This window comes from Bizionia saleffrena (assembly GCF_008086175.1).
GTDB classification, from domain to species: Bacteria; Bacteroidota; Bacteroidia; order Flavobacteriales; family Flavobacteriaceae; genus Bizionia; species Bizionia saleffrena.
On sequence record NZ_VSKM01000001.1, the window covers coordinates 70,229 to 83,989 of the forward strand.

Annotated in this window: 12 protein-coding genes; all 12 read right to left on the minus strand. The window is 35.4% G+C overall.

What is annotated here, in order from left to right:
• Window position 1: 1 nt before the first annotated feature.
• The 12 genes from ES676_RS00345 to ES676_RS00400 all read right to left on the minus strand — a co-directional run bounded on the left by ES676_RS00345 (window position 2) and on the right by ES676_RS00400 (window position 13,689).
• Entirely contained in the window at window positions 2–1,078 is a 1,077-nt protein-coding gene (locus ES676_RS00345) for a glycosyltransferase (RefSeq protein ID WP_148368045.1), read from the minus strand.
• A gap of 190 nt (window positions 1,079–1,268) precedes the next feature.
• Entirely contained in the window at window positions 1,269–2,387 is a 1,119-nt protein-coding gene (locus tag ES676_RS00350; protein ID WP_148368046.1) for a glycosyltransferase family 4 protein, read from the minus strand.
• The gene (locus ES676_RS00355) at window positions 2,387–3,385 is read right to left on the minus strand and encodes a glycosyltransferase family 2 protein (RefSeq protein ID WP_394348784.1); all 999 of its coding nucleotides are present in this window, start codon (window positions 3,383–3,385) and stop codon (window positions 2,387–2,389) included. Before ES676_RS00355 ends, ES676_RS00350 begins: the two co-directional genes overlap by 1 nt.
• Window positions 3,382–4,416: a hypothetical protein gene (locus ES676_RS00360; RefSeq protein WP_148368047.1), complete on the minus strand. Its 1,035-nt coding sequence runs from the start codon at window positions 4,414–4,416 to the stop codon at window positions 3,382–3,384. The genes ES676_RS00355 and ES676_RS00360 overlap by 4 nt, the downstream gene beginning before the upstream one ends.
• A gap of 1 nt (window position 4,417) precedes the next feature.
• Window positions 4,418–5,962 carry a glycosyltransferase family 2 protein gene (locus tag ES676_RS00365; protein WP_148368048.1) on the minus strand — a complete coding sequence of 515 codons (1,545 nt, stop codon included), beginning with the start codon at window positions 5,960–5,962 and terminating at the stop codon, window positions 4,418–4,420.
• The gene (locus tag ES676_RS00370) at window positions 5,963–7,105 is read right to left on the minus strand and encodes a glycosyltransferase family 4 protein (RefSeq protein WP_148368049.1); all 1,143 of its coding nucleotides are present in this window, start codon (window positions 7,103–7,105) and stop codon (window positions 5,963–5,965) included.
• A 9-nt stretch (window positions 7,106–7,114) separates the two neighbouring features.
• Entirely contained in the window at window positions 7,115–7,840 is a 726-nt protein-coding gene (locus tag ES676_RS00375; protein ID WP_148368050.1) for a glycosyltransferase family 2 protein, read from the minus strand.
• A 9-nt stretch (window positions 7,841–7,849) separates the two neighbouring features.
• Window positions 7,850–9,253, minus strand: coding sequence for a CDP-glycerol glycerophosphotransferase family protein (locus tag ES676_RS00380; RefSeq protein WP_148368051.1), 1,404 nt, complete (start codon window positions 9,251–9,253; stop codon window positions 7,850–7,852).
• Window positions 9,246–10,082, minus strand: coding sequence for a polysaccharide pyruvyl transferase family protein (locus tag ES676_RS00385; protein WP_148368052.1), 837 nt, complete (start codon window positions 10,080–10,082; stop codon window positions 9,246–9,248). Before ES676_RS00385 ends, ES676_RS00380 begins: the two co-directional genes overlap by 8 nt.
• 1 nt (window position 10,083) lies before the next feature.
• A complete protein-coding gene (locus ES676_RS00390; protein WP_148368053.1) occupies window positions 10,084–10,959 on the minus strand; it encodes an N-acetylneuraminate synthase family protein in 876 nt (291 codons plus the stop codon).
• A 4-nt stretch (window positions 10,960–10,963) separates the two neighbouring features.
• A complete protein-coding gene (locus ES676_RS00395) occupies window positions 10,964–12,121 on the minus strand; it encodes an acylneuraminate cytidylyltransferase (protein ID WP_148368054.1) in 1,158 nt (385 codons plus the stop codon).
• A gap of 86 nt (window positions 12,122–12,207) precedes the next feature.
• Entirely contained in the window at window positions 12,208–13,689 is a 1,482-nt protein-coding gene (locus ES676_RS00400; protein WP_148368055.1) for a hypothetical protein, read from the minus strand.
• Between the last annotated feature and the right edge of the window lie 72 nt (window positions 13,690–13,761).

A 13,761-nucleotide genomic window follows, 5' to 3' on the forward strand; every position in this document is an offset into this window, starting at 1 on the left:
ATTAAGACAAGCAGCGTTTATAAATGGACAATAATTTTTTAAAAACGAATTCTTCTGAAAAATGAGTAGCAATATGTGCGTTCAAGTTTTTCGAATAGCTTAACCGTAAGTTCTCATTCTTCATTAATAAAATGAGGGCTTTTGCTAACGCTTGCTCATTCTGCGACGGCACTAAGCATCCTGTATCTCCATTCCTTATTAAGCGCTCACAGTCACCTACTTGGGTGGAAACTACGGGTAAACCGTGCAAACCATACTCTAATAACGCTATGGGCAAACCTTCTGATGCCGATGATAAAACCCCTAAACTACTTTGTTTAATAATAGCATCGCTATCATTTCGACTACCGTAAATAAAAACTGACTGCTCTAATTCTAATCGCTTTAAAGTGCTTTTTATGGACGCCGAATAGGCATCATTAAAATCCTTCCCTACCAGATGCAATGTCCAATCTGGACACGCTTCCAAAACATGTTTAAACGCTTTTATTAAGGTGATATGATCTTTTTGAGCTCTTAGATTAGCCAAGTGAAGTACGCGTTTGCCTGTCACGCCTTCCAATACCGTTTGTGGTGTCGCGTAATTCTGAACCGCAAAATTAGGCACATAACTCGTAGGCACTCCTTTAAATCGCTGACTTGCCCAAGTTTCCAGTGAGGTATTAACCGCTATACTATGTGTAAAATAACGAGAACAGATGGCCAATATTTTCGTTGGTCTGTCGTCTAAAAACTCACTTTCTCCGTAATGGTCGTGCCAAACAATGGTTACCTTTCGGTGCAGTAGTTTGACCATAGTCGCTAAAAAAAAAGACGACGAATGCGCGTGAATAATGTCTATATTCTGCGATTGTACATATCGCAATAATCTTACCACAGCTTTAAAATCTACTGTGCGTTGTTTATCTAGAAACAGGTACTCGACCTCCTTTGAAATAGTCTCTTTTAAAGTCCCTTCTTTACGAGTAGCACATAAAAAAGACTGCTCTATTCGGGACGCCAATCCATTCGCTACATTAACAGCTACACGCTCTGCACCCCCCGCTTCTAAACTATCTATTAATTGTAAAACCCTCACTTAAATATATAAATTCGTTTCAATATACGTTTATTAGCAAAACTAACAACAAACGAATAGAAAACGACTGTGAATTTTGTTTAAAAGACTGAAAGGTCACTTTTTTACGCGAGCCCAAATTTAGAAGGTCATACTTATTTGATTACGCCCTCTCGACCTTCTTTCTAATTTTATCATTACGCGATACCCCCTAATTCTTCAGCAACGCCTCAATCTCTCTCTCAAACCGCTCCAAAGTAAACTGCTGACTCCATTTAGCCGCAGCTTTCGAAATGGACTCCAAACCAGCAGGATCTTCCAACGCTTCAGTAATATGTTTTACATCAACATCTAACGCTCCAAAAATAAGCACTCCTCTACTCCCATACTCCAACATATCCACCAAGCAAGATACCGGTGTCGCTATGGGGATCACTCCAAAAAACATAGCCTCGGCAACGGCTTTGGGCCAACCTTCAGATTTTGAAGGTAGAATTAAAAAGTGAGCAGATTTTAATCGGGCTTTTATAATAGAGAATCCCTGATTACCGTGTAAGTGTACCACATTTTCTAGTTCGTGTTCTACAATATAGTGGTGTAAAGACTCCCGTAAAACACCATCGCCAAAAAGATCCAGTTGCACATTAAAACCTAAATGGTGCAGACGTTCTACAAGTTGAATGGTGTAAAACGGACGTTTGCCCTCTACTAAACTTCCTACAAATAGAAACTGTAATCTGTTGCTATAATCTCTCACTGCGGGAATGTTCTTATCGGCTTCTAAAAAACTAGCCGTAAAAAAAGGTTTAATATTTGGTGATGTAGAGAACCAGTTACCGTAAACTAACACTTGCATATTTTTAGTAAAGAACGAAGAACTCAAGAGCCATTTCTGAATTCGATAACTTAACGGTTGCTCACTCTCAGGGTCCCAGTTCCCTGCGTATTTTGCTGTTTTTGGGGTCTTAGGAAAAAAGACTTGAACCAAACAGCCCAACAATCCTATATTTCCGGGACATCGCAAATGAATATGATCGGCTTTGCGCATTTCTTTATACAAGGTAAAAAAGAGGTGTGGTAAGTTTAAAAGGGCGTAAAATATAGTTTTTAAAGAGGTAAACTGAATACTAGGTATCGTCTTTAAATGTAGTTTAGGGTGTTCATACGGTAAATCAATTTTAGAAATAGAATCGCCCAAAACAGGAGCGATAATAGTTACGGAATCCACAGACTTCAACCACAGGTTCATCTCTCGAATATAAGGTGCATAAGAATAAATACGATCTCCTTTTTCTTTATGCATGGCGTGAGTGATGATTAAGAAGTTCATTATTTAGATTTTGGCGAATTAGTAAATAAAGATAACCAACCTAAGACACGTCCGCAACTTTCTGTAAAAGCTTCTTTCCGGTACGGAGTCGTAAATGCATTTAGAAAACGAATACCGGTTAAAAGCAGTGCCGTAGCGTGCCATTTTAGTGTTGCTTGAGTTGATGGGTTCGCATATTTCATTCGCCATACGTACCAACCATTTCGCACGACCATTTTACCGTAGTTATATTGGTTAGGGCGCCCCGACCCATCGTGGTAATGTCTTAACTGTGCAGCCGTATTAATATATAATGCACCTAATTTTGCTAAACGTAAAGAGAAATCGGCGTCTTCATACAAGCCATAGCCTTCAAAATAGGTTGAAAAGGATAGGCTTTTAAACACCTCGCTTTTATAAGAAGAAACGCCTCCCATAAGTTGCTCTGCCGGATATATTTTTCCGGAAGGTGGTAGAAAACTAATAGATCGCCCGTGAGAAAAACTAGGCATAAATCCTGGCGCAGCATCGGGTAACAAACCGAAAAGACTTCGGATTTTAAAACGTGCCGGTTCGCTGCGTTGCCAACCATCATAATAAAAATGATTCCGATCTTTGGGATACTTTTCGCGCTCCCAAGCGATTTCATTTGCGATATAGCCACCAACTGCTAAAGCTTCAGGGTGTAAGCGATAAGTACTTAATAAGTCTTCAAAATAGGTCGGCTCGAGTACCGTATCATCATCTAAAAAGCAAACGACCTCCGAAGAACGCGCAACACGCGCTATGCCATAATTCCGTTGCTTGGTTAATCCACGATCAGATTCCGATACCTTAAAATAATGCAAGTTCTTAAAAGCTGTAGTTTGTAATAATTCCGCCGTCTCAGTATTCGTAGATCCGTCAATAATTAAAATATCATCAGGATACAATGACTGCTTACTTACTGACTTGACCAACGTATGCAACGCCTCGGGGCGCATATAAGTGCAAATAATTAGTGTAAATGGGAGCATCATTCTTTTAATAAGGTTTTAAAGTGTGAATGAAACGCCGTAAAATAACCTCGTCGTGTTAACAGTGCGCTCCAAAGTATTCTATTCTCACGCTGCAGCATTTCAAAAGACTGCTCAGACAATGAGTTGTGAAAATCAACGATCTGTTCGGATATCGAAGACAATGTTGAATCCTCTAATATTAAACAGTGAGATTGCCAATCAATGACCCCCTTTAAAGGCAAGCGGCAATCAGTATTTAATAATATGGGAATACGTCCTGTTGCTAATGTTTCATAAAAACGTACCGAAAAATTACCTGAACCACGAATACAAAAGGTATAGGCATTTTCGAACATATTATCATAAAAAGCTTTCGAGGTATTCAATTTATCGTTAACATTTTGAGCACCTGCTCGATACTTAGTTCTTAATATAAAATGAGTATCAAGAAAGGGATCATTATGTAGCCCTTTTAAGTACAATGCTCGCTTTATGCTAGACGGAAAAAAAGATTGTTTATCAAAAAAACTATCTTTTCTATAATATTTAACTATCTTTTTAAGATGTACTAAAAACTCTTTCACTAATTTAGTTGAACCAGATTGCGCGTGACCTACAAAACCTATACGCGGGCGTTGCGTTTTGACTAAAGGCGTGAACTCTGTATCCAAAAAAGTAGTATAAGGATCATTAATAAATGAGGGCATTATAAAGGTGGAAGGACTTAATTGACTATCGAAACCACCTAAACGAAATACGTATGCATTGGGCAAATCTAAAGAAAAGCCATAATCGCCGCCCGTATACACCCACAGTGGTTTTTGATAACGTTCTGCCAAACTGGTTAGTCTCTTAAAAGCATCTGTATGGGAAACGAATACCGAATAATCGATTGGTATAACAACCACATCACAATCTTCAATATCTGTAACTATATTATAAATAGCACTTAAATTTGGATCGGGTACAAATTCCAAATCAAAAAGTAAAGGAAACACTTGACGACGAAATCTTTCAGTCAAATAATCAGAATCGGTATAGAGTTTTAGCATTCTAATCTTTATTTATTTTTCTACTCCAATATATACTTTGCTCCCATCGTTTATTAAACAGTCTAAAGTAAGAAAAAGGATTTTTATGTAAATTGTTTTTATAACCCCTAATACCTAATAATAATTTGTACCCCAATATTTGTTGCGTTGTAAAATACGACTGCTGTAATAACTGAATCGTCGGTGAAGGTTTAGGTTTTACAGCCTCATCATCCCATAATTGTTTCATTGGTCTTCTAAAACCTCCCATCGGCGCCTTTAAATGAGTTATCTTTATGTCAGCACAAAAAACAACATCAACCCCATGATGCCGTAATTGCATTCCGAAATCACTATCCTCTCCGTAATTAAATTCATAGCGGGCATCAAATTTAATGTTTTCAATTAGACTAGATTTTATCATACTATTACCTGAACCAAAAATACCAGTTTGAGCAGTGACATAATATATTTGTTTTTCATTAGGTTGTAAATAAACACTTGTAACAACCTTAACGCCATACTGTTCTATGCTTCCGAAAAAATCTTTTATTAAATCAGGTTCAAAACTATTATCGTCATCTCCTAAAAGCGTCCACTCGCTACTCACTTGCGATAAAGCACTGTTTCTAGCATTACAAGCGCCTGTTTGATGAATAAAGCTATGCTTAATTTCAAATGGCCACGATTCATCTTTTAAATACGTTAGTTCAGAAATTGAATTTACATCAGGATTTTGTTCTACAATAATGACATTTTTAGGTAATACCGTTTGCTGCGCTAAATCTTTTAAAACATTATACAAATATTTTTTTCTACCCATAGTAGGAATAATAACATCTATGGTCTGATTTGTAACAACTTGTCTTGTTGATTGCACTATAATAGAATCTAAGTGGTAATTGGTTTTAATTTGTTTGTAAAACAGAGAATACAATAGAGGTAAAAGAACCCATTTACGCTCATAAATAAAATAAGACATCGCCAAGAAAAACACCCAAACCCATTTGTAATGTTGTTTTACAAATTTAAAGAGGGTGTATTTAGAGGTCGTTTCGACAGTATAAGAAGCAGTATTAGTCTGTAATAATAATTGCGGCTCGGAATAACAAAATAAGCCTTGCCCCATAGCTTGCTTTGCTAAGGAATTGAGAAAATAATTAAAATCAGCGTCCAGTTTCAAATGCGTACTCATTTTTAAAAGAACAGAAGCGTGTATACCTCCTACTTGAGCACTTGCCAACCAAGTGGGGTAACGCACCGTTTTATTTACAGAAACAAAACAACTTCTATCAATATATCCTAGGGCGTTGGGTAAATACTCTTGAGAAGCAGGTTGATAAGACGCGAAAATTCTTTCGTGATGAAAAATATCTGGTAGCGCTGCTCTGTTTAAATTTTTATAATCTGGTTCGTAACACCAAATTAATAGGTCTGTACTAAAACCATTAGCCAAATCGAGCAAGCCTTCTGCGACAGGCTTACCTATAACAAAATCTGCAATACATTGCTGATTGTTATCTAGAACCTTCGTAATAAAACCCTTATTATGTAGTACAACTATCATTTATAATTGCGATTGATAATAATTAATATTTGTAGCTGCTAAAGTGTCTATATTAAAAGTTGTACTAACTTTTTCTCTTGCGCCCTTTCCTATTTCCAAACACAAAGTTTCGTCATTAAAAAGCTCTAAAATACGTGAACTGTAATCCATAATAGCGGTTGGATGTACCAAATAACCGTTTACACCATCGTCAATGAGTTCTTGTGCCCAGCCTATGCTAGTATTCACCACCGGTTTTTGTAATGCCATACTCTCTATCGTAACCATCCCTAAAGTTTCAGCAAAACTAGGAAACACACAAACATGCGATTTTTTAATATGCTCTTGTACTTCCGTATAAGGGATTTTTCCTAAGTAGTGCACACGTTTTTGTGCTGCAGTGGTAAACAAGCTGTCCATTAGTGCGTACGTAGAAGAATCTCCTGTTGCAATATCTGGAGCATCACCCCCAATTAAAATCAATTTCGCATCTGGATTAGAAGCGACTACGGTATTAAATATTTCAGCTAATTCTAAGACTCCTTTTTTTCGTATTATGGTTCCAATATACAGTAGCGTATGGCGATGATATACTTCTGGTGTATTGTTTTGAAAATGGTCTAATTGTAATCCGTAGTGAATCGTTTTTATTTTATCTCGAGACAATCCAAATAACTTTGCCGTTTCTTGTCCAGCATAAACTGTTGGTGCGATATAACCCTTAGCTCCTTTTAAGGCCGCCTTTTCAAAAACATAATTCTTAAATTTTTGTTTCCGTTTATCTAGTTTGCAAAAATAAGCATCACTACCATGCAAACGAATTATTAACGGTACTTGCAAACGCATAAAAGCAGTGATTCCTGTCCAATCTGGCGCTTCTATAAGATCAATTTTTTCTTTATTTATAATGGTATTAACGTAATATTGAATGTGTTTCCTGTAATAATACCACGTAAATAACCCGAAGCGTTTGGTTTTAATGAGGTGTATGCGCACATCATTATCTTCAATAATAGCATCCGCATCTTGATGGTATACAAAAACAGAAACTACCACACCCCTTTTAACTAAAGCGACAGCGAGGTTTTTAATGCTTGTAGCAATACCAGCGGCGTGCTTAACTTGAGGATGAGGGTATTCTGATGTAATAAAACCTATGTGCATTATGGAGTCCTATTTAAATATTTTATATTTTATAATACAGTAAATAGCACGAATGCCATCTTTCCATCCTATCTTTTTACCTTCCGCATACGTTCTACCGTAATAACTAATCCCAACTTCATAGGCACGAATACCAGGAATTCTAGAAATCTTAGCGGTTACTTCCGGTTCAAACCCAAAACGCTGCTCTTTTAAGTTCAGGCTTTTTAAATGCTCAGCCTTAAACAATTTATAACAAGTTTCCATATCGGTAAAGTTCATATTTGTCATCATATTACTTAAAAACGTCAGAAACTGATTCCCTAAACTGTGCCAAAAAAACAAAATACGATGTGGCCGACTGCCTTTAAATCGGCTCCCATACACCACGTCAGCAAAGCCCTCTAAAACAGGTTCTAATAATATGTTATACTCTCTGGGATCGTATTCCAAATCGGCGTCTTGTATGATTATTAAATCACCAGAACATTCTTTAATGCCGCGATGTAATGCCGCACCTTTCCCGTAGTTTTTATCTTGCTCGCAAAGTGTAATAGTAGTGTTTGGGTGCGCAGCAATATACGCCTTAACAACAGTAACCGTATCATCGCTACTACAATCATTTACAATAACGATTTCTTTCTCTAAATCATTAAGTAACGACACCCCAAGAACCTTGTCTAAAATCAAATGAATGGTTTTAGCTTCGTTATAAGCGGGAATAATAATGGATATTTTTTTTGGTGGATTGGTCATTGGTTAATCTTAAAATTTATTATTTAACAAATCATCTATCGCTTCCCAAATGCGCTTAGAAGCTTTCATTGGCTCCTTTCCAGCAACAATTTCAAACCACCTTAAACCTTCTGATACATTAGACGTTTTTCCATCTAAAATATTTTTTATAATAGTTTCTAATTGGTTTTTATCTGTACAAAAAACAGCAGCTTCTTTGCTTGGCATACTTCTAAAATGCACATAATTATAATTCTGACCAATATCACGAATACCTTTTTTAAGTTGCGGCTGCTCGTAATTATAATAAATACACGGTTTGTTATGTGCTACAAAATCGAAAATCGTTGAAGAGCATACATTGGTAACAAACTCGCTGTGCTCACAAATATTATAGAGTAATTTAAAATCTTCTTTTGCCGGTAATACTTGGTTCCATTGGTCGCCAACTGGTTTCCAGATAGGATCAATAACGGCAATAATATCTTTGTTTGCTTCTAGTACTGCATCGTATCTTTTGGTAAAGTCTACGGGACATTTGCGATAAATAACGCCTAAGTTATCACCTTTTGTATTTAAGCTTCGCACAGCATTCGCCAAGTCTGCAAGATAGTATTGATCGAGAGGCGAGGTTGTTTGGTCGTCACCAGAGTAGCAAATGTATGTTTTATTTTCATCTAGATTATACTCCTTAAAAAAAACGGAACGAGATTGTTTTAAGTTATCGTTAAAATGGGGCTCAAATTGTGGTGTGCCCGTAACTATAACCTGGTTTTCTTTTACAAACGGATAGTATTTAAGCATTTCGGCTTTCATCAAATCACTCCACACAAAATAATAATCAGTGTCTACCACTTGCATTGCTTTGGGTACGTTATCCCAAGAGTAAACAAATGCTACGGTTGGAATCCCTAAATCTTTAGAAGCAAGCAACGCACTAATAGATTGTGTGGCACGTTGTGTGGTACAAAAAATTAAATCTGGTGTATGTTTTTCTAATTGTGCTTTACAGTATTTATATTTTGAGGTTGACCGCTCAAGCGCATTAATTTTATTTCTGAGTTTTACAATGCCATCTTCTGAAGAATATAAACCAATAAGACACTTTGTATACAGTGTTTTAAACGTGTTTTTTAGGCTATTATAACGAAACGGAAATTTGTAAGTAGAATATACGGCATCGTTAAACCTATCCCTTGAGATGTTTAGCTCTGCACGTTTTCTCGCTCTAGAATATATAGGTAGTAATTTGTGAGCAGTATGGTCTTCAATCTTAACTTCTTTAAATCCCAGATTATCTTTTAATGAGAAAATAGTATTGTTCCAATACGTGATATCGAAACCCATTTGTTCACCTGTTATTTTAAAATCGGTAAAAGCGAAATTTCTTAAACCTACGCCATCGGGAAAAAAAACAAATACTTTTTTAGTCATTTTTTACTTCTTTTTTAAATGGGCAAACACGCATTAAACCATCGCATAACCCATTTATCATTTCTTGTTTTGGTAAATTTGGCTTTTCATTTATAAGTGTTTTTAATTCTTCCACAGTGCTATTCATACCTAATACCGAAGAACTGTAAGATTCTAATGCTACAGATTCAAAATAATCCTGATATTTTATATCATCGCCAAACACATCATTAGAAAACTTCTGCCACACTGCAGGAATGCCATAAGCATGTGCTACAATAACGCCATGTAAAGATGACGACACAATCGTTTCACATTTTAAAAACTGGTTGGTAGTGGCTTCTATATCGTTGGTCATTAAATCGATAATTACAACGCTTTTGTCACTCTGAAATCTTTCATTGACTAGCTTAAAATCATTGTAATGTGGGACAATTCCTAGGGTAAACTCTTTTTTAATTTTAGGATGATAATATTTTGGCAATAATAAGGCTGGATCGCCATAAACCTCTGGCACATTATAACCGTGTTCCAGTAAATGCTTTCTGGTTTGTGGACCGCGAACCGCTAGAAACTCAGCATTTTTAATTTTATAGTCTTTAGAAATAATACCTGATCCCCAAACGATACAATTGGGCGTTGCATGTGTTAATATGCTACCGATGGTGACATATATAGATTTAAAAAAATTAGCGATAGAGAATTTAGACGGATTAACCCAAACCACTCGTTTACCCGATATTTTCTCTGCTAAATACAGGCCTAAAAGGTCACCATAATTTTCTTTGATTTTGCCTTGCAGTTTTTTTTCATTCCACCAAAATAGTCTTAAGGTTTGGTTAGACAACATACTATCCTTTTTGGTTTTTTAATTTATCGCGCTGCACCTGTTCTATTGGTAAAATATCCTGACTTTTAAATGTTAAAGCATCGTGTACAGCACGTAAATCTCTAGAAAGTTTTCGTAGACCCATAGGCTCTAGAGAAGCGGCGTGGTCTGTGCCTTTCCATGTTCTATCTATTGTATAATGTCTTTCTATAATATTCGCGCCTAAAGTATAAGCAGCAATATCTACAGCGATACCTAAATGATGGCCAGAAAAACCAATGTGTTTCACCTCATCTTTATACTTATCGATTAGTAAATTAATGTCTAACAAACACACATCGTTAAAGGGTACAGGGTAGCCAGAGGTACAATTATACAGCACTAAATCTTTGTTTCTATTGTGTTTTTTAAACAATTTAACCAAAGCGTCAATCTCTTCTTTAGTCGTCATTCCTGTAGAAATATGAAGTTCTCCTTTATAGTTTTCACACAACCATTCTAACATGGCCATATTATTATTACAAGCAGATGGTATTTTTATGAATTCCGGTTTTAAAGACGCTATTTCTTTTGCTGAAGTGACATCCCAAACCGAGGTAGAATAAGTAATGCCGATCTCCTCACAATAGTCTTTTAATTCCTGATGTTGCGAGACATCGAATTCTAAATAGTCTCTGTGTGCACCATAAGTATCTCCATAAGAATTTACAGGATTTGGGTGTGGCGTGTTATATTGTTCTGCGGTTAATAATTCTTTATTATTTCTTTTTTGAAACTTTACAGCATCTACATTACAAAAAATCTTGGCTACTTTTATTAACTCTTTTGCCAGTTCCATCTCCCCTTTATGATTACAGCCAATTTCGGCAATCACGTATGGTTTTTTAAAGGTATTCATAGTCTTAAAATCTTTTATTGTATTTCATTATAAATTGGCACGCCTCTCGTATCGCTCCAGCTCCTGACGGTTTAGACAGCACAATATCTGCGTGTTGTTTTACACTATCTGTTGCATTGTTTGGAGCCATAGACCAACCCACACTACACATATTTGACAAGTCGTTTACATCGTCGCCAATATAAGCAAAGTTGTGAATTGATAATTGCTCTTCTTTTAAAATATTTTGAAGCAAACTGTATTTATCTTTTACACCTAAATAGACATTTTCTATTTTAAGTTTTGCCATACGTTTGGCTACCAATTCTGAGTTCTCGGAAGTCATAACCAACACTTTAACATTAAACTGTCTCAACATTTCTAATCCCATGCCATCTCGCATATCGAAGTTTTTGGTATGCTCCCCATCTTTAGTATAAGTTATTGTGCCATCTGTAAAAACACCATCGACATCTAAAACCATATGTGTAATTTTTGCGGCTTGTTTTTCTCTTTTTTGGCGCTCGATTAATAATTGTTCAATTGCAATCCAATCAGATTCGGTATCTATTTCCAATAAGGAGTCTTCTGGCATTTTTACAGTGGCCGTGTTTACGCCTATTCTGTTTTTGTATTGATGCAGAGCGGCTTTTGTTATGGTATACACCGCACCATTTTCAACTAATAAGCCTTCAAAATCCTGACGTCTTGGACGACTGTGCGGATTATAATTGAGAGCCTCTCCTTTATCATTCCATAAAAAACGATGAGTATTTACGACCGTTAAAGCCGAATCATTTTCATTTTCAACCGCCTTTAAACACGCATTGATATGTTCTCTTTTTGTAAAAGGCGATGTGGCTTGCAGCAGGCAAAAAACATCAAAATTATAATCTATAGACTCGCAGTACTCTAGCATAGCCATTTCTGTAGAAGCGGTATCGCTGGCACTCTCGTCACTTCTTAAAAGTGCTTTAACTTTATTTGTCCAATGGTATTCTCTAGCAATAAAATCTATAATATCCTCATCGTCTGTATACACAATAATTTCCTCTAAGTCCGAAAAAATAGCTTCCCCTAAAACCCAAGTAAATAAAGGCCTACCAACCATTTTACGTTTGTTTTTATTTGGGATGCCTTTGGAACCTTTACGCAGTGGGATAAAGCCTATTTTTTTTGTCATATGATTCATTAATTATTATAAAAAACAATAGCTAAAATACATATTTTTATGAATGAAATAGCAAAAAACAGATTAAAGGTCGATAATTAAACGTTAGAATATTTATCTAACGGATTAGCTATTTCTATAGTTTGAGTTGGCTTTCTACTAACAATAAGCTCATCTGCCAACATTTGAAATTTTATTAAAAAATTCAATTCACTTTGATCCAGATAAGCAACTGTTTCATTATCCAAATAATCTCGAAACATTTCTAATCCAATTTGATGTATCAAAATAGTTGGTATTCCCATCATTCTTGCCTCGATAACGCAACCTGAATAATTAGTAACATGCAAAGAACAGCGACTTAACGTTTCTGGTAATGGTGTTAAAAAAGCATCTTGTATTTCAGTTTTATCCCAAATATTATTTTTTTTTAAAAAGGTCTCAAACTCTACTAAAGTCGTTTTGTTTCTTGGATGCATACGCAACACCCATTTATAATTGGAATCCCTAATTACGTCAACTAAAGCCATTGTAAACAAATCTAATGGAGACGTTTGCATACTGTAAAAAACCAATCTTTCATCTGTTCTTATATATCTAGACTTTTTTAACCAATAATTAATATATGGCTGCCCAAAAAGTACACTCTTAACTGTTCGCGTATTTATTGACCAACTCTCTATATTAATCTTAGATGGTTTATCCCAATTCCAAAACACTTTTGGCATCGTATTAAAACCGTTTGCTGGCACTTTTAGCCAATGAGTATAGGCCATATGAACATTAGTTTGTGGTCCATGTTGGAAATCTACAGTAGAAATCCCCATTTCATTGGCCATAATTAATGCGGCATATAAATCGTCCAAACCATAATAACCTAAAAAGACTACTTTTTGCGGTTGTGCTTTTTTATAAAAGGACTTAAAAAATGGTTTTAATGAATTTACTTTATGAACCCATTTAATAAGATATTCTTTTGTTATTCTAAGTTCATTTGCATTGATATTTATATTTTTTAATTCTGAAATAAAAGCGTCGTACCGTTCAAGCTGAATTTTCTCAGTATACAATTTGAAATTCCATTTTAATTTTAATAAAAGTTTATAATCACTTAAATTTTCCGTAAGTTTAATAACTGCTTTCGGGTTATACGTATTTTTGTATATACGTTGATACTCCATCATATACACATCATCTTCAAGACCATGCTCCTCTACAACAGCATCATAAAACCTATTAAAATAAAGTCCATCTTGTTGCACGCGATGAATATGAGAACCAAAGAATAAAATCTTCTTATTTTTTATTTTAGAAAAGAAAATGCTTTGATTTACTAACGCTTTTAAAAGTAGAAAAGGCAATTTAATTTTCCTAAGCAATCCTGAACCTCTGCATATTGCTTTAGATAAGCTGGCAGCTTTTTCGTTTTGTTTTTCTAGTGTTAACAAATGAATGTAAATAATTATCCTAACATAAGGCCAGATATGAATACCTTGAACAAGCCATTCATTTACTGGAAATTTTTCTTCTAAAGACAAAATGGAAATTTTAATCTCTTCTTGCTGACTTACGTGTTTCATTTAAATTAGAACTCTTCTTTTATTGCTTAATACGTATTTTAAGTTAAATATATTACACCTCGATAACGAAAG